The organism is Glutamicibacter sp. BW80 (genome assembly GCF_002332385.1).
In the GTDB taxonomy this organism is placed as follows: Bacteria; Actinomycetota; Actinomycetes; order Actinomycetales; family Micrococcaceae; genus Glutamicibacter.
Map to the genome: position 1 here is coordinate 1 of NZ_NRGV01000060.1, position 17,210 is coordinate 17,210.

Genomic DNA, 17,210 nt, shown 5'->3' on the forward strand with positions numbered 1-17,210 from the left:
ACCAGGCTTTTTCCTGAGGAAAGCACCAGTTCCACCGCTTCTGCACGGAATTCCGGGGTGAATTTCTGACGTTTGGACATGAACTCATTCTCCTACATACGCGTGTCTCACAACATCATGACAGCTCAGTGCGCTTTGCGGTAAGTGAAGAGTCGGACGCAGGTTGATCGTACTTGCGTGAGATCTAGTTGCTCTTGGGTGCCCAGCAGCTGAAGGTCTACGAGGTCCCGGGCTCGGTCACTTCCAGGAGCGGTAGATGCATGGATTTTCTGGGCGATTTGATGATCTGCTGGCATTACCGGCACAGGAGCTGGGGATGGTAAGCCGAGAGAAGTGAACATGTCGATAAGGTTCTCAGCAAGAACCAGTACGGGGTGTTCCGCGTCGCCGATTTCATTGTGGCCCAGTTCAAAGGGGACGGTGCACCATGCTTTTCCCTTGTAGTCGAGCTTGACGTCGAAGCGTTTCATTACGTAGGAAGCCGGGACTCCTGCGGGTTTCAGTTGCTTCTTTTCAACAAGACGTCCGGTGAAGCCCTCCCATCCTTCTAGGAGGCGATCTGCGAAATCATCGCGGAACTTTGCCAGTCCACTGGCCCGTGCGGCGTCGAGGTCACGCGTGAATCGTGTTCCAGTGCCATATCGCAATGCCATAGCACTTCCACCTTTTACGGATCCTCCGGGGAGCATTTGCCCGACAATGACCAGTGCCATGGAGGTGCGTCGCCGGGTGACTAAGCTTTCCTCGCCTTCTAAGTTTCTAATGCGCTGGTTGAGCGCTGTGAGATTTGCGGGTGGGGTTGGATACTTCATACGGAAAGTTCCTTACGTACCTGGCGCCATTCTGCAGAGGTGAGAAGTCCTTCGGCGCGGGCCCTGATCGCGGCGTCTCGTAGTCGTGATGCGGGTACTTGTCCGCGGCATTCAATGAGGGCTTCGGCAACCCGTTGCGCCGGAATCCCCTGATAGTGAGTCACTTTTGTGTCTACTGAAGCTCGAACGAGATTTATATAGCTAGGCATAGCTCGACGTACGCGATGGGTTGTACCAACTGTGATTTTTCGAGGGTTCACATCCGCCAGCCCTAGGAGGGCAAGGACAGTTTCTCCTCGCAGGTGGGAATCGGCGCCCGCTCGTAAGGTAGCTTCCGCGAACTGATCGTGGTCAGTTGGTGGAATGTCGGTGACCCGGTAAAGGCGGTACCCGGTGTGTTCCAAACCGCCTCGGGCGGCAAGTTTTGGCAGCTCCACCGCCGGCACGCCAGCGTCGGTGGCGCCGGTGACAGTGACGTAGCCATAGTTGTCGTAGGCGATCTCTCGCAAGATGTCTCTATAGCTTTGCTTCATGTCAATATTATACCGTCAACAGTATAAAATTGACACCACTATAAGCGGGCAACGTCCCTGTGCTGAATTGCCGAAGGCCATGACGAAAGGACTCCTCAACCCAGCGAATCCTGCCGTATGCGCTCAATGATGCTCGCGGTAGGTCTATTCGCGACTGGAATGTTCAGTTAATTGCATTGTTCCGTAACTACCGGAATGCATCTATTTACTGAACATCGGACGGGTGCGGTAGTTCATCACACAGGATGCCAACGACGAAGCCCGGTCTTGAGGAACCCCGGGTAGTTCCACTGCTGATCAAACGACGCGGAAACCAGAACGCAGCGCGCGTCTCGTACCTATATATGCGTATATACGGCAAAAGGCCGGGCAGCTGTTCATTATGAACAGCTACCCGGCCTCCCGGTGGCTGGATGTTGCTAGCTGGCCGAGGTGGCCAGCGAAACCCCGCGCAACCGGTCCATCTGCGGATCGTACAGCGGATCATCGACCACGGTGGCGGCGATCGGCTTGCCGAAGTACTCGATCGCCACCGCGTCTCCGGTCTGCACCGTCTTCGGCAGCCAGGCGTAGGCGATGGGCTTGCGCACCGTGTAGCCAAAGGTGGCGCTGGTGACATAGCCGGCCGGTTCCCCGTTCACGTACACCGGTTCCTTGCCCAGGACCACGGACACGCCATCATCGATGGTCAGGCAGCGCAGCCGCTTGGTGGCCGCGGCGGCGCGGTCCGCCAGGGCGGCCTTGCCCACGAAGTCCACGGTCTTGGTGGCCTTGACCGCGAAGCCCAGCCCTGCCTGTTCCGGCTCGTGCTCGCTGGTCATGTCGGTGCCGAAGGAGCGGAAGCCCTTCTCCAGCCGCATGGAGTTGAACGCTTCGCGTCCACCGGCGATGATGCCGTGCTCCTGGCCGGCCTCGAAAAGCACATCCCAGAGCTTGGCGCTGACATCCGCCGAGGCGTAGAGCTCCCAGCCGAATTCGCCCACATAGGACAGGCGCATTGCGGTCACCGGAATGCCGGCGATGGAGATCTGCTTGGTGCGGAAGTACTTGAGCCCCTCATTGCTCATATCGTCTTCGCTGACCTTGGCCATCACCTCTGGGGCCAGCGGGCCCCAGAGCCCGATGCAGGAAGTTCCGGCGGTAATATCGCGGACGGACACCCACTGGCCCGGGTTCGCCTCGTTGAACTTGCGGGCCTCGCGGTCCAGATAGGCGACATCCACATTCGAGTTGATGCCGGCCTGGTAGAGCTCGTCGGAGATGCGGGCCACGGTGATATCGCTGGTGATGCCGCCGGCGGCGTCCAGCAGCAGGGTGTAGCTGACCATGCCAGGTGCGCGCAGCATATTCGCTGTGGTCAGGCCCTGGAGCATCTGCCCGGCGCCCGGGCCGGCGACTTCCACGCGCTTGAGCGGGGTCATGTCGAACATCGCCACGGCGGTGCGGGTCTTCCAGGCTTCCACCGCGGCAATCGGCGAGTGGAACATGTCCGACCAGTCATCGCGCGCCGGGGCGGCCCATTCGGCGGGCAGCTGCTCGAGCAGGGAGGCATTGGCCTCGTACCAATGCGGGCGCTCCCAGCCGGTGCCTTCCAGGAAGAAGGCTCCCAGTTCCTGCTGCCGGGAGAAGAACGGGCTGGTGCGCACATTGCGCGGCTTCAGCCGCGGCTCCAGCGGGTGGCGGATATCGTAGATCTCCACGAAGTTCTGCTGCGAGGTTTCGCTGACGTACTCCTTGGTGGTTTGCATGTCCTCGAAGCGGTTCAGGTCGCAGTCGCTCAGATCGGTCTTCGAGGTGCCGGTGGTGATCAGTTCGGCTACGGCCTTGGCGATGCCCGGCGCGTGGGTGACCCACACGGCCTCGGCCACGAAGAAGCCGTCGACCTCCTTGGACTGGCCCACCAGCGAACCGCCGTCCGGGGTGAAGGAGAAGATCCCGTTGAAGCCGCGCTGGATCTGGGTATTGCGCAGATCCGGCAGCAGTTCCTTGGTCGCTTCCCATTCGGCGGCGAAGTCCTCGGGGGTGAAGTCCAGCGAGGATGGCATCCGCTCGGAGGTGATTTCCTCGGGCTTGTAGGTCCGCAGGGTGTCCAGGTCCACGGGCATCGGGCGGTGCGCGTAGGAGCCGATGCCGATGCTCTCTCCCCACTCACGGTAATAGAGGTCGCGATCCTGGTAGCGCAGGATCGGCCGGCTGGCGCCGGCCGGCAGTTCGTTGATGCCCGCGAGGCTCGGTGCAGGGGTGGTCCAGGCGAACTGGTGTCCCAAAGGCAGCAGCGGGATCTCGGTGCCCACCATCTTTCCGATATTCGGGCCCCAGAAACCCGCGCAGGAAACCACGATATCTGCCTCGAAGCGGTCCTCGCCGCAGATGACCGCGGTGACCTTGCCGCCGGATTGCTCGATATCGGTGACCACGGTGCGGTCGCGGAATTCCACGCCCGCGGCCTTGGCGCGTTCCATCACCAGTTGGGTTCCCTTGGCGGCCAGAGCCAATCCATCGTTCGGCGTGTAGAGGCCGCCGAGGACCAGCTCGGGGTTGAGCATCGGGAACTTCTTCAGGCAATCCTCCGCGTCGACCACGTGGGCCTCCACCTCATAGGAGCGGTTCCACCCGGCGCGGCGATGCAGATCTGCCAAGCGCGCCTCGGTGGTGGCGATCTCCAGTCCGCCCACGCGCAGGTAGGATCCACGGCCGTCGGCGCCCACCAGCGAGTCGAGCTTCTCGATGGTGTACTGCGCGAATTCGGTCATGGATTTCGAGCCGTTGGACGAGAAGACCAGGCCCGGGGCGTGGGAGGTGGAGCCGCCGGGGATATCCAGCGGGCCCTGTTCGATAACCAGGGTATTGGTGTGGCCCAGTTGGACAAGTTCGTCCGCCAGGTTAGCGCCGACGATTCCGGCTCCGATGATGACGACCCGAGGTGAAGTTTGAGACATGGGGGACTCCTTATGTACTGATGGTGTGGTGGAGCAACTGCTGGCGGTACTGGGGGATCGGGCCGCGACGGCTAGGCATCGATGACCAGATCGGTTTGCGCGGTGGAGCAGCAGGGCAAGAACTTGCCGGCGGTGATCTCCCGGGCGCGAATTCCGCCCTGGTGGTTCATGTCCACGTCCCCTTCGAGCTTGACGACCTTGCAGGAGCCGCACATGCCTTCCTGGCAGTTGGCCCCGATGCGCACTCCGGCGCGTTGGGCTACCCCCAGGATGCGCTCATCCGAGTTGATCTTGACGTTGATCGCGGTCCGCAGGAAGGTCATGGTCAGCTCGCCTTCGCCCACGGTGGGGAAGGAGGAGGCGGCAGGCGGCTCTTCTTCGGTGACCAGCGGTTCGGCCGGCGGCAGCGGAACATCGGAGTCGACCACGACCAGCTTTTGGCCGACGGCCTCGAGGGTGCCCGTTTCGTCATAGTCCGGCTCGTACATGCTCAGCTCCGGCGGCTGGCTCTCGTAGAACTCCTCCACCGATTCGGCGACTTCTTCCGCGATGCCCTCTGCCAGTGCGATTTCTGCCTGGTATTCGAGCAGCGTCTTGCGGTCTCCGGAGAAGAATTCCATGAACACCGAGGTGTCATCCACGCCGACTTCGCGCAGCAGCTTGGTGGCCGAGTTCAGGTAGCCTTCCGGACCGCAGGCGAACACCTTGCGCCCGTTGGCATCCGGGGCCACCGCCTCGATCATTTCAGCGGTGAGCCGTCCGGAGTATCCGTCCCAATCTGCGGGTTTTTCGCGATTTCCGAGCGAGTAGGAGACCCTGATGCGCGGATCGACCTGCTTGATGTATTCCAGCTCGCGCCAGAAGGGGAAGTCTCCGGGCACGGTGCCGTGGCAGAGCACCACCACATCGGCCTGGCCGGGCAGCGAGTGGATGGTGCGCACCATGGAGATGATCGGAGTGACTCCGGCCCCGGCGCCCAGGAACAGGAAGCGGGCGCGGCGGTCGGAATCGCCCAGGTGGAAGGCCCCGACCGGGCCGAGCATGTCCAGCACCATGCCCGGACGCAGGTTCTCATGCGCCCAGGTGGATACCAGTCCCTTGGGGTCGCGCTTGATGCTGACATTGAAGGTCCAGGGCACGGTGGGCGCGCTGGAAATCGAATAGCTGCGGTCCACCGTCTCCTGGTCTTCGCCATGCACCGGGAAAGCGATGTTCAGGTACTGCCCGGCGCGGAACGCCAGCGGTGCGCCATCGAGGCGGCGGAAGACGAAGGTCATCAGCCCGCCGGCTTCCTCGATGGTCTGCACGCATTCGGCCAGGAATTCCTGGGGATGCCAGGGGCCCAGTGCGCGGGCTGCGCTCGCCGGGCCTTCTTGGCTGCTGAGCACCCTGTTCCAGGGCATTTCCAGCCCGCGCAGGCGCTGGGCGCTGCTCAGGAGCTTGGCGGTACCGGTCATGCCAGGTGCTCCAAAACGCGCTGTGTGTACCAGTTGATGAATGCTTCGACCTGGTATTCGCTCTTCATGTACGGGCCGGGTTCGTAGGCGGGGCTGCTGGCTCCGGACTGGCAGAGCTCGACAAAGGCCTTGTCCTGCAGATTCGTCTGCTTCCAGGTGTGGGTGAGCGTCTCCAGATCGTAGTCGTCGCCCTCCACCGCATCGTCGGCCACGAGCCAGGTGGTGCGCACCAGGGTCTGATGCTCGTTAATAGGGAACGCGGCGAAGGTGATCACGTGGTCGGACTGGAAGTGGAACCAGCTATTGGGCTGCAGGTGCATGGAGCAGCGGCCCAAGCGGAAGTCGCGCAGCTCGCCGAGCAGCTTCTTCGAGAGCCGGTGCCCGTCGGCGGAGAAGGACTCTCCGTCGCCATCCAGGGATTCACGGGAAATGCGGATCCCCGCGACGCGGGTGTCCAGCTCCTCGACGACTTCGTACGGGATCCCGTAGCGGCGGCAGCGTTCTTCCAACCCTGCCTGGGCTTTCTGGTTGCGTTCCCAGACTTCTTCGAGATGCGTAGGGACGGTCTCGTCGGTCAGGCCCCAGGTGGGGAACAGCGAGCAGGCTAGTTCCGGGTGGCCATCGCAGTGGTAGCACTCGCGGTTGTTCTCCATCACCAGCTTCCAGTTGCCCTCTTCGATGATGTTCTGCTGGTAGGCGACCTTGGCGCGGGAAATATCATGCGGGGCCAGGTAGGGTTCGAAAATTTCGGCGACCTGGTCGAAATCCTCAGGTGGCTCCTTGGCCAAGGACACAAAGATCAGCCCGGCGTGGATCCGGCCGTGGGCGCGCTTGAGCGCAAAGCAATTCTTGTCAAAGGTTCCCTCGCCCGGAGCCGAGGCGTGGATCAGGTTGCCCTCGGGGGAGTAGGTCCATGAGTGATAGCCGCACACCAGGTTGCCGGTGCTGCCCGAGGCTTCGGTCAGCACGCGGGCACCGCGGTGGCGGCACACATTGTGCAGCACGTTGACGCCTCCGTCATCGGTGCGCAAGACGATCAGCGAATGCGGCCCGTAGTCGAGGGTGACGTAGTCTCCGGCCTCCGGGATTTCGGCAACGCTGGCGGCAAAGAGCCAGTGGGTTCCGAAGATTGCCTGCATTTCGACCTTGAATACCGCAGGATCCGTATACAACGGTGCCTCAAGCGAGTAGCCCTTGCGCCGATTCTGAAAGAGTTCGGTAATCTCGGCGAGCTGTTCATCGCTTACCGTTGAGGCGAGCTTGCCACGCGTAGAGTGCGGAGTGCTTACCGAAGCGGTCATATTTTACTCCTAGAAGCCGGACGCCTGCAGGCGCCCATGAATGTGAAAATGGGGAAGATTCATTGTGAGTCGAATCACCATATGAGTCGAGACTAGAAACAATCGGCCAACAAGAAAAGCGCAAGAAAGTGAATGAAATCGTGCAGAATGGGTGCATGATTGATCCTCGACTCATTACCCTTCGAGTCTTCTCCTCGGCGGGCACCATTGCACGGACCGCCGAACTCACCGGATACTCGCCATCGGCGGTCTCCGCACAGCTTCGTGAGCTGCAGCGCTCCCTGGGAATCAAGCTGATGATCAAGGATGGGCGCGGGGTGCGGTTGACCGTCGCGGGCCGGCACTTTGTGGCGGGACTCGACGACATTGTGACGCAATGGGAGCTGCTGCGGTCCTCGGCGCTGTCGGCCGAAGGGCAGGTTCAGGGCGATTTCGGGCTGGGCGGTTTTTCGACGGCGGCAGCGCAGCTGCTGGCCCCGCTGGCATCGACCCTGCGCAGAACGCGGCCGCATGTCGAGGTGCGGCTCATGGAGGCCCAGCCGCAGCGCTGCCTGGATCTATTGCTGGCCGAGCGGATCGACCTCGCCGTGATCGTGGCCTCGCAAACACCTGGATCAAGTGGCGGCAACGCCAAGTTCGAGCAGACGGTGCTGCTCGATGACCCGCTCGATGTGGTGCTGCCCGCGGAGCATCGGCTGGCGATGAATAAATCGGTGTCGCTCTCAGAGCTCGCCGAGGATCCTTGGATCTCGGACTCGGAGCAATCGGTCTATCGAGCCCTGTTCGTTGCCGCCTTCACCTCGCTGGGGGTCACCCCGCATATTGCCCACGAGGCGGTCGAGTGGGAAACGATGATCGCCTTCATCGGGGCGGGACTGGGAGTGGGATTGATGCCGCGCTTGGCGGCCTTGGGCAGTGCGGAGAATGTGGTGCGCCGCCGAATCTCCGGAGCAATCAAGCCATCGCGGCGAATCGTCGCGGTGACGCGCAAGGGCAGTAAGGGGGCGCCGCTCATCGAGGAATCTTTGACGGTTCTGCAGAGCACCGCAAAGAGCATTATTTCCCAGCGATTGACCGAGGAATTGGACGGGTAGCCCCTCCCTCTGGCATCGGCGGGAGCGCGAGTCAAGTTTCGGTTTCCTATTGACATAGATCACACTCATGAGCAGACTTGGCCTAATTCCAATTAGTATCCAACTGATATTTCAAGGGAAAGGTCCACCATGGGCAACTTGGCAGTAAGCTACGCCGGCGCAGGCAAGGTCGAACTCATCGATTCGCCGTATCCGGAATTTGAATTGAAGGACGGCCCGGGAGCCCACCCGGCAAACATTGGCCGCCAGGTCCACCACGGCGTCATCCTGCGTACCATCGCCACCAATATCTGCGGCTCCGACCAGCATATGGTCCGTGGCCGCACCACTGCCCCGGAGGGTCTTGTGCTGGGCCACGAGATCACCGGAGAAGTGATCGAAGTCGGTCGCGACGTGGAGTTCCTCAAGGTGGGGGACGTCGTTTCGGTGCCCTTCAACATCTCCTGCGGCCGCTGCCGCAACTGCAAGGTCGGACAGACCGGCATCTGCTTGAACGTCAACCCGGACCGTCCGGGTTCCGCCTACGGCTACGTGGACATGGGCGGATGGGTCGGCGGGCAAGCCGAATACGTGCTGGTTCCGTACGCAGACTGGAACGCGCTGAAATTCCCGGACCGCGACCAGGCCATGGAGAAGATCCTTGACCTGACAATGCTTTCGGACATCTTCCCCACCGGGTACCACGGCGCCATTGGCGCCGGAGTGACGGTCGGATCGACCGTGTATGTCGCCGGCGCCGGCCCCGTGGGCCTGGCGGCGGCCACCTCGGCGCAATTGCTCGGCGCGGCAACCGTCATCGTTGCGGATCTCAACGCCGACCGGCTAGCCCAAGCGCGCAGCTTCGGATGCGAGACGGTGGACGTCTCGCTCGGCGATCCGGGCGAGCAGATCGCACAGATCCTGGGCACGCCCGAGGTCGACTGCGGCATCGACGCCGTCGGCTTCGAGGCGCGCGGCCACGGGCACGACGCCGGGAAGGAGCAGCCGGCCACCGTGCTGAACTCGCTCATGGAGATCACCCGGGCCGGCGGCAGCCTCGGCATCCCCGGGTTGTATGTCACCGGAGATCCCGGAGCCAGCGACGAGGCGGCCAAGCAGGGTTCGCTATCCATGCGCTTCGGGCTAGGTTTTGCCAAGTCCCATACCTTCGTCACCGGCCAGTGCCCGGCGATGAAGTACAACCGAGGGCTGATGCAGGCGATTCTTTCGGACAAGGTCTCGATCGCCAAAAACGTCAACGCAACCGCCATTCCGTTGACCGACGCACCCAAGGGATATGCGGCCTTCGACGAGGGCGCGGCGCAGAAGTTCGTGCTCGACCCGCACGGCCTGATCGGCGCCTAGCTCGCGGAGCGCAGCGCGGGGACGCAAGGTTTACTCCTTCGGCCCCGCGTTTGTGCCGTAGCCGGTGCATTATTCGGCGACCGCCGTGCCCCTGCCAGTTCATCGAGCACGGCGGTCGCCGCCTTTAACCTGACCGAGCAACGACTTTGTTGCGCCCGTTTTCCGGTTGCGGGCAGGCCAAGCCGCGGAGCCATTGCGGAAGGCCGTCATGTTCCACCATCAAAGGAAAATCTATGAATCGCAGTGATCAACCAGTTCAAGATCTAGTCAGCGAGCTGCATTCGGCTCGCCGGCGCAGGCCGAGAAAATACCCGTCAGGCGGGACCGACTATTGGGTTTTCGGAATTGCCGGCGCCCTGGCGCTGGCGTTCATCGCTTGGGGGTTCGCCTCGCCGACCGGTCTGGGAAACACCGCGGGCAAGGCCTTGGACTGGGTGATCACGAATACCGGTTGGATGTTCGTGATTGCGGCTACCGTCTTCACCATATTCGTGCTGGTCGTGGCGGCCAAGAACTTCGGCCGCATCCCGCTGGGTAAAGATGGCGAGAAGCCGCAATTCAGCACCATCTCCTGGATTTCCATGATGTTTGCCACCGGAATGGGCATCGGACTGGTGTTCTACGGTGTGGGTGAACCGTTGTTCTTCTACATGTCCCCTCCGCCGGGAACGGTTGAGGGGCAGAGCGCCGCGGCCGTCGGCACCGCCATGGGCACCACGCTGTTCCACTGGACGCTCTTCCCCTGGGCCATGTATGCGATTGTCGGCTTGGGCATGGCCTACGGAAGCTTCCGCTTGGGGCGGCCGCAGCTGTTCTCCGCGATGTTCAGCTCAATTTTTGGTGAGCGGGTGGTCAACGGCTGGGGCGGCAAGACGATTAACATCTTGGCCATCCTGGCGACGCTTTTCGGGTCGGCTTGCTCATTGGGACTCGGTGCGCTGCAAATCGGCGGCGGAATACAGTCTGCCGGGCTCCTGCCCACCGTGGGCTCCGGAGTTCTGGTCCTGATCATCGCGGTTCTCACCGCCTTGTTCGTCGGTTCGGCGGTTTCCGGCATTGAGCGCGGAATTCAATGGCTTTCGAATATCAACATGATTCTTGCGGTCATCCTCGCGGCTATCGTGTTCATCGGTGGGCCAACGTTGTTCATCTTGAACGTGATTCCAAACGCGGTGGGATCCTTTATCAGCGATCTGCCTGAAATGGCTTCGCGAACGGCTTCTTCCGGCGACGGAACCATGGCCACCTGGTTGTCATCCTGGACTATCTTCTACTGGGCCTGGTGGGTTTCATGGACCCCGTTTGTCGGTCTTTTCATTGCCCGCATCTCGCGTGGCCGCAGCATCCGCCAATTTGTCACCGGAGTGCTGCTGGTGCCGTCTACGGTGACGTTGATCTGGTTCGCCATCTTCGGCGGCGGTGCGATCGGCCTGCAGGAGCGGGCGGAACGTTCCGGAGACATGGGCCAAGCAATGGCGCAGATGGTGGATGGGGTGCCGAATATCAACTTCAATTCGGTGCTTTTCGATCTGCTTGGAAGTTTGCCCTTCCCCGCATGGTTTGGAACAGTGCTCATCGCGTTGACGGTGGTATTGATCGCGATCTTCTTCGTCACCGGAGCCGACTCGGCCTCCATCGTCATGGGCGCGCTGAGCGAACGCGGTGCCGAGGAGCCGTCCAAGAAGTCGGTGATTTTCTGGGGTGTTTCGGTTGGTGCGGTGGCCGCGGTCATGCTGCTGGCCGGAGGAGACCACCCGGCTGCGGCATTGAACGGATTGAAGAACATCACCATCGTCTCGGCGCTGCCGTTCGTGCTGGTGATGCTGCTGCTCTGCGTGGCGATTTGGAGAGATCTGAGCAAGGATCCCCTGGTGCTCCGGGGCAGAGTTGCGCTTGAAGTCCTCGAACAAGCCGTGGACGATGGGATAGATCGGCACGACGGAGAGCAGTTCTGCCTGATGACCACCGAGCAGACGATCGTCACGGTCCAGAATGCGCCCCTGAACGGTGAAGCGAAGGACGTTTTTGCAGATTTGGACGAGGAATACGTTGCGGAGTTGGGCTCCCCGAATGGCCTGCCCGATTCCCTGGGCCCCGACGGGGATCTGGAAACCGAAAAGGCAGCCAAATAAGCCAAGCGCCTTGTGCACTAGGCCTGGCGGGCCGAGCAATCCGTCGCCTAGCTCGGTCCGTCAGGGTGCGCGACGCAAGGCCTGCTCAAAGTGCGTGACATGCGCCGAGACCAACCGCGCCGCCAGCTCGTCTTCGCCCTCGAGGATTGCACGCAGCAAGGCCGAATGCTCGGTGATGTGCTCGGCGATCGGCGGCATTTGGTCAATCACCAGGCACCAGATCCGCGTCACCAGATTATCCAAGCGGACGAGGGTCTCCTCAAGATGCTTGTTGGCGCTGGCCTTGTAGATGAGCCGGTGGATTTGCACATCGAGCAGCAACAGCGAACGCTGATCGACGCTCCCGTCCAGGGCATCGATCGTGTCCAGGTAGTTGGTGATCTCGGCCCTGATTCCGGCATCTTTATTGGCCGCCGCATTTCGGGCAGCCAGGGGTTCGAGACTCTGGCGGATTTCGGAAATATGGTTCAGCTCGTGGAAGTCAACGGCCGTGGCAAAGGTGCCGCGGCGCGGGTAGGAAACCACCAGGTGATCCGTTTCCAGCCGTTTCAGGGCTTCCCGGATCGGAGTGCGCCCCACGCCGAGTTCTTCGGCTAGTTGCGGCTCATGAATTGGGTGGGTGGGAGCAATTTCGAGCAGTACCAGGCGATCGCGAAGTACGCCATAGGCATGATCGGCCATCGATTGGGTACCTGTATCGGTGCCTGCGGTCTTAGGGGGCATCAAATTGTCGCTCTCTTCACTGGTCATATATCAGTTGCCAATAATCAAAGGGTATCGCTCGAGTGCCAATCGGTCACTTCCTCAGAGCTGCGAAAGAGTCGTTGCGGACCAAGCGCCAGCGGTTCACTCACCGGCGCGGCTCCAGTACGAAGTTCAGGCCTTGGCGCACTTGCGCGGCAGGCGGCCCTGAAAGCCAAGAAGGTGCGCCCGTTTGCCTGGGGGGAACGTGGATCCGTAGGGTTGCGAAATCGCTTGATGCAGCGGTTTTCCGGGCAATGAAAAATCCCCTAAGAAACTTATTGACGCTGTGACGCAGCGAACATAGACTTGTGATCAGTTATTGATATATCAGAGATTGGAATCAGGGTTTGATCTGTCGATTGCCGAAGTTGAGATGCAGAAATCAACTTCCGATTTCGGAACGGACTTTGGGCCCGTGCGGGATACTGGCATTGGATTCACCCCTAATCTAAAATCATTGCTCACAGCAGCGATACCCTGCTAGGGAGGGGTGCGGATCTTCTGGCATTGGTGAGCCAATGCAAGAAGGAGGGCGTGGTTGGTCAACAACGACAGATCGCAGGCGTAGACCACATCGATTCCCCACGAAATGTACGAGGCGTGACGGGACACTGTCATCTCGGTGAACCTAAGGAGCGGCAAAATGACCGAACTGAACAATAAATATGTCTTGACCCTCACCTGCGCAGAGCGCCCGGGGATTGTCCATGCCGTGACCGGTCTGCTGCTGAAGCACCATGGGGACATCCGGGAGCTGAAGCAGCATGATGACCAGCGTTCTGGGACGTTGTTCATGCGCATTGAGTTCGAAGTGTCCCAAACTTCCAATGTCGCTGCCGAAATCGCCGAATTGGAGTCGAGCTTGACCGAACTGGCAACAGAGCACGAAGCCACCTGGGGCCTGCGGGCCTCGGGCAAGAAGAAGCGCGTGGTGATCATGGTGTCAAAGTTCGGGCACTGCCTGCATGACCTGCTGTTCCGCGCGCGCATGGGGGAACTGCCGGTCGAGATCGCAGCGGTCGTCTCAAACCACCCGGATCACCGCCAGCAGGTGGAGTGGAATGGCATACCGTTCTTCCACGTTCCGGTCACCGCCGAGACCAAGCCGGAGGCAGAGGCCCGGCTCATGGAGCTCGTTGACCGTTTTGATGTGGACTTGGTGGTGCTCGCCAGGTACATGCAGGTCCTCTCCGATGATCTCACCCGGCAGCTCACCGGACGCGCGATCAACATCCACCATTCATTCCTCCCGTCCTTCAAGGGTGCCAAGCCTTATCACCAGGCCTTTGAGCGCGGCGTAAAGACCGTGGGTGCGACGGCGCACTACGTGAACAGCGAATTGGATGAGGGGCCGATCATCGCCCAGCAGGTCCAGAACGTTGACCACAGCTACGGGCCGGAAGATCTTGTCGCGGCCGGTCGGGATACCGAATGCAAGGCGCTGTCGGACGCGGTGCGCTGGCACTGCGAAGACCGGATTTTCCTCAACGGCTCACGCACCGTGGTGCTGCGCTAGGTTTTTCCCGCAAGCTGGCCTGCAGGTGCGCAGAGTTCCGCGTGGCGAGCCCAAGGCCGCATGGCGTTGAAGGGTGCTCGTGGATCGTTCGTGATGAATGGTCTGCGAGCATTCTGCTTTGTCTCGGGTCCCGTCAGCGGCGTTGGGTCTGCCGGTAGACGCTCAGGCTCAGCGACAAAATCGTCAGCGTGCGCGCATCATTCAGATCCGTTTCAAGCAGTGATTCCAGCAGTGCCAGGCGCTGGTAGAACACCGAACGCGACAGCCGGCAGCGAGTTGCTGCCTGTGAGCGGTTGGTCGGCGAGGATAGGTAGGCTTCCAGCACGCGAAGGCACTCATCGCGCCGGTTGGTTTCCAAGGCCAAAATGGGTGCCAGCACTTGCTGCGGCAGACGTTGCACTGCCGGTTCGTAGCGCAATTCATGGGTGAGCAGAGCCAGCGGGTAGCCGGCGGCCAGGACCACCGAAGAGCTTGGAGCCAGGCGCAGTTCACAGCCCTCGGTAGCCTGCTCGATCGAGGTCCTGATCTGCGCGAGCTCTGCAACTATTTCTCCCAGATAAATGGGGCCTTCGAAGGCAGGGGATTGCACTGCTTGCACCATCGCTCGCTGGAAGTCGTCTTGGAAGTGGTTGGTTGCGGTCGAAACGATGCCAAATAGTTTGGGCGTTGGTGAATGAAGCGCTCCAATGACTAGATTCATCCCGTTTCCGGCATGCTGCTCAATTTCCTTCACCGCGCTTTTCGGGTCTTGTCCCGAGGCGAGCCGAACGGCGAAGCCGCGCAGGGCCCGTTGCCGGACCGGGAATCCGGCAGCCTCAAATTTTCCGGTCAACAGCTTCAAATTGATTTCCCGGCTATTGAGCAGATCATCGAGCAGCTCGCAGGCCGTATCGAACTTCCACAGCGCCGGACCTCGTGTGCGCAATAGTTCGGTCCCCAAAGCGATGGCAGCCATGGTGAGCACATGCAGCGAGCCGGCCAGGTGCGACGCGGAGCCCGGTGTGATCAAGGAGCCAAAATTCTTACCGTGGATTTGCACCGGAATCACCTGGCGCTCGGTATTTCCCATGAACTGGCAAATACTTCAACGGCAAGGACGCCTTCATGCTCATCAGCAACGCCCGCCTCTGGGCTGGGTCGTCCCGCAACACCCTTGTAGAAGTCGGCAAGTGCGTCGCGCTCTGCTGGTAGAGGACTAGGCCCAGTGCTGCGATCGACGGCTTGAACCGCAGTGACTGCTGTGTCGGCCATTGAAGTGTGCAACCACCGTATTTGAAGAGCGGGAAAGCTCTTCTGGCAATCTGCAATGCGGAGTAGGATTGAATCCTACTGAAAGTGAGGCTGCGATGCGTACTACCAAGCAATTGAGCATCACCTTGCCTGGAACAATGGCCCAAGCGCTCAAGGCTCGAGTAGCTTCGGGCGCATATGCCAGCGAGAGCGAAGTAATCCGTGATGGGCTGCGTGCCCTTTTTGCACGAGAAAGTGCCATCGAGGCATGGTTGCAAGATGAGGTAGCCGCTTCGTACGACGAGTTGCGGGCAGACCCCTCCAAGGCAGTCAGCGCTGCTGACTTGCGTGCCCACCTGGCGCAAGTTCACGGGGAACGCGGACGCGAAAACGACTCTTGAGCTACGAAGTGGTCTATTCGCCGCGCGCAAGGAAACAGCTAATGGACCTCTACTCCTGGATTGCCGAGCAGTCGGGAATTCCCGAGCGGGCTGAAGGATTTGTTTCCTCGATTATCGCGTTCTGCGATGGGCTGGCGCAGTTCCCGTTGATTGGTGTGGCTCGCGATGACCTGAGGCCGGGTCTGCGGACCATAGGTTTTCGCCGCCGCGTGGTAATAGCGTTTGCGATCCTCGGAGAGTCAGTCGAAATCCACGGAGTCTACTATGGCGGGCGCAACTACGAAGGCAGCATGATTAGCGAAGCCTAAAACCGTCCGGCGAACAGCGTGGGGCCCTTCCCTGACTGCGGAGAGGGTGCCAATCTTGTACGTCGTTGTGGCGCTCTCGCGGTACTGTCGAGCTAGCAGGCACTTGTCGAAGTTAAAGGAAAGCTCCATGCTCATCAGCAACGCCCGCCCCTGGGCAGGTTCGCCCAGCGATATCCTCATCGAAATGGGCAAGATCGCTTCGATCACCGCCCACGACCCGCAACGGATACTGCAAGCGGCGGACGTCGATGGCCGCGGGCGCATCCTGATCCCGTCCTTCTCCGACGTGCATGTGCACCTGGATTCAACGCGCATCGGTCTGCCCTTCCGCGAGCACACCGGCCGCCCGGGAGTGTGGGGCATGATGAGCAACGACCGCGAGAACTGGCGGGATGCCGAAATCAACTTGCCCGAGCGCGTCGCGGGAACCCTGGAACGGATGATCGCCCGCGGCACCACCCGGGTGCGTTCCTTCGCCCAGGTGGACGTGGATACCAAGCTGGAGAAGTACGAGGCCGTGGTGGCCGCGAAAGAGAAGTTCTCCAACGAGGCCGAGGTACAGATCATGGTCTTCCCGCAGGCCGGGATCCTGCGCGAGCCGGGCACCGAAAACTACCTTGAGGACGCGCTGCGGGCCGGCGCGGATGCCATGGGCGGCATCGATCCCTGCGCACTGGATCGCGACCCCGTCCGCCACCTTGATGTGGTTTTCGGGCTGGCCGAAAAATACCAGGTCGATATCGATGTGCACCTGCACGAGCCCGGGGCGCTCGCTGTCTTCTCGGCCGAGCTGATTGCCGAACGGACGCGGGCGCTGGGGATGGAAGGCAAGGTGAATATTTCCCACGCCTACGAGCTGGGCGGGGTCAGCCCGGCAACCAGCCGCCGACTCATCGAGACCTTCGCGGAACTGGATATCTCGCTGACCTCCGTCGCGCCGAGCACGTCCAACCACCTGCCTCTGGTGGATCTGGTTGACGCCGGAGTGCGTTTCGGCTTGGGAGAAGATGGGCAGCGCGATTACTGGAGCCCCTACGGCGACTGCGATCTGCTGGAGCGGACCTGGCAGTTGGCCTTCGTCAACGGATATCGCCAAGATGAGCTGATTGGCCATGCGCTCGCCGTGGCCACCATGGGCGGGGCCTCGATCATGGACCGCTCCGTGTCCCGCTTGGCCTCGGTGGCGGACCGGCCAGGCCTAGCCGTCGGCGACCGGGCAGATTTGGTGCTGGTGGATGGCGAAACCATAACTTCCACCGTGATGGACCGCGGTATTGACCGCACCGTCATCCATGGCGGGACCGTGGTGGCCGAGAGCTTGAAGGTGCTGTCGGTGGAGCAAAGCTTTTAGCGGATCATCGCCTGCCGGAAATAGCCGATGGTGAATAGATTGGCCCTC

The 17,210-nt window shown here is 61.2% G+C and carries 15 protein-coding genes; 7 read left to right on the forward strand and 8 right to left on the reverse strand.

Features of this window, described 5'->3' with window-relative positions; genetic code table 11:
- The 6 genes from CIK76_RS19995 to CIK76_RS16250 form a co-directional block, all read right to left on the reverse strand.
- On the reverse strand, positions 1 to 80 hold an 80-nt coding region (locus CIK76_RS19995), incomplete at its 3' end, for a transposase (protein WP_343252146.1).
- Positions 81 to 125: 45 nt separating this feature from the next.
- A complete protein-coding gene (locus tag CIK76_RS16230; RefSeq protein ID WP_096288334.1) occupies positions 126 to 812 on the reverse strand; it encodes a nucleotidyl transferase AbiEii/AbiGii toxin family protein in 687 nt (228 codons plus the stop codon).
- Positions 809 to 1,345, reverse strand: coding sequence for a hypothetical protein (locus CIK76_RS16235; RefSeq protein WP_096288336.1), 537 nt, complete (start codon positions 1,343 to 1,345; stop codon positions 809 to 811). The genes CIK76_RS16230 and CIK76_RS16235 overlap by 4 nt, the downstream gene beginning before the upstream one ends.
- 419 nt (positions 1,346 to 1,764) lie before the next feature.
- Positions 1,765 to 4,284 (reverse strand): FAD-dependent oxidoreductase, encoded by a 2,520-nt coding sequence (locus tag CIK76_RS16240; protein WP_096288338.1) that lies wholly within the window; start codon positions 4,282 to 4,284, stop codon positions 1,765 to 1,767.
- Between the two features lie 71 nt (positions 4,285 to 4,355).
- Positions 4,356 to 5,741, reverse strand: coding sequence for an iron-sulfur cluster-binding domain-containing protein (locus CIK76_RS16245; protein WP_096288340.1), 1,386 nt, complete (start codon positions 5,739 to 5,741; stop codon positions 4,356 to 4,358).
- On the reverse strand, positions 5,738 to 7,042 hold the full coding sequence (locus tag CIK76_RS16250) for an aromatic ring-hydroxylating dioxygenase subunit alpha (RefSeq protein WP_096288342.1): 1,305 nt from the start codon (positions 7,040 to 7,042) through the stop codon (positions 5,738 to 5,740). Before CIK76_RS16250 ends, CIK76_RS16245 begins: the two co-directional genes overlap by 4 nt.
- A gap of 155 nt (positions 7,043 to 7,197) precedes the next feature.
- Between CIK76_RS16250 and CIK76_RS16255 the strand changes: the two genes are divergently transcribed.
- From CIK76_RS16255 to CIK76_RS16265, 3 genes are all read left to right on the forward strand, one after another.
- Positions 7,198 to 8,136, forward strand: coding sequence for a LysR family transcriptional regulator (locus CIK76_RS16255; RefSeq protein WP_096288456.1), 939 nt, complete (start codon positions 7,198 to 7,200; stop codon positions 8,134 to 8,136).
- A 129-nt stretch (positions 8,137 to 8,265) separates the two neighbouring features.
- Positions 8,266 to 9,480, forward strand: a complete 1,215-nt coding sequence (gene fdhA, locus CIK76_RS16260) for a formaldehyde dehydrogenase, glutathione-independent (protein ID WP_096288344.1) — start codon at positions 8,266 to 8,268, stop codon at positions 9,478 to 9,480.
- 233 nt (positions 9,481 to 9,713) lie between these two features.
- On the forward strand, positions 9,714 to 11,612 hold the full coding sequence (locus tag CIK76_RS16265; RefSeq protein WP_096288346.1) for a BCCT family transporter: 1,899 nt from the start codon (positions 9,714 to 9,716) through the stop codon (positions 11,610 to 11,612).
- A gap of 60 nt (positions 11,613 to 11,672) precedes the next feature.
- Here CIK76_RS16265 and CIK76_RS16270 read toward each other — a convergent pair whose 3' ends face one another.
- On the reverse strand, positions 11,673 to 12,293 hold the full coding sequence (locus tag CIK76_RS16270) for a GntR family transcriptional regulator (protein WP_255248522.1): 621 nt from the start codon (positions 12,291 to 12,293) through the stop codon (positions 11,673 to 11,675).
- A gap of 706 nt (positions 12,294 to 12,999) precedes the next feature.
- Here CIK76_RS16270 and purU point away from each other — a divergent pair.
- Entirely contained in the window at positions 13,000 to 13,872 is an 873-nt protein-coding gene (gene purU / locus CIK76_RS16275) for a formyltetrahydrofolate deformylase (RefSeq protein WP_096255420.1), read from the forward strand.
- 133 nt (positions 13,873 to 14,005) lie between these two features.
- On the opposite strand, the gene CIK76_RS16280 is transcribed toward purU, so the two are convergent.
- Positions 14,006 to 14,941: a helix-turn-helix domain-containing protein gene (locus CIK76_RS16280; protein ID WP_096288348.1), complete on the reverse strand. Its 936-nt coding sequence runs from the start codon at positions 14,939 to 14,941 to the stop codon at positions 14,006 to 14,008.
- 277 nt (positions 14,942 to 15,218) lie between these two features.
- On the opposite strand from CIK76_RS16280, the gene CIK76_RS16285 reads away from it, so the two are divergent.
- The 3 genes from CIK76_RS16285 (at position 15,219) to CIK76_RS16295 (ending at position 17,162) form a co-directional block, all read left to right on the forward strand.
- Positions 15,219 to 15,503 (forward strand): type II toxin-antitoxin system ParD family antitoxin, encoded by a 285-nt coding sequence (locus tag CIK76_RS16285; RefSeq protein ID WP_096288350.1) that lies wholly within the window; start codon positions 15,219 to 15,221, stop codon positions 15,501 to 15,503.
- An 8-nt stretch (positions 15,504 to 15,511) separates the two neighbouring features.
- Complete coding sequence (locus CIK76_RS16290; protein WP_255248523.1) at positions 15,512 to 15,811, forward strand: type II toxin-antitoxin system RelE/ParE family toxin; 300 nt, start codon at positions 15,512 to 15,514, stop codon at positions 15,809 to 15,811.
- Positions 15,812 to 15,938: 127 nt separating this feature from the next.
- Entirely contained in the window at positions 15,939 to 17,162 is a 1,224-nt protein-coding gene (locus tag CIK76_RS16295) for an amidohydrolase family protein (protein WP_096288354.1), read from the forward strand.
- Positions 17,163 to 17,210: the final 48 nt, after the last annotated feature.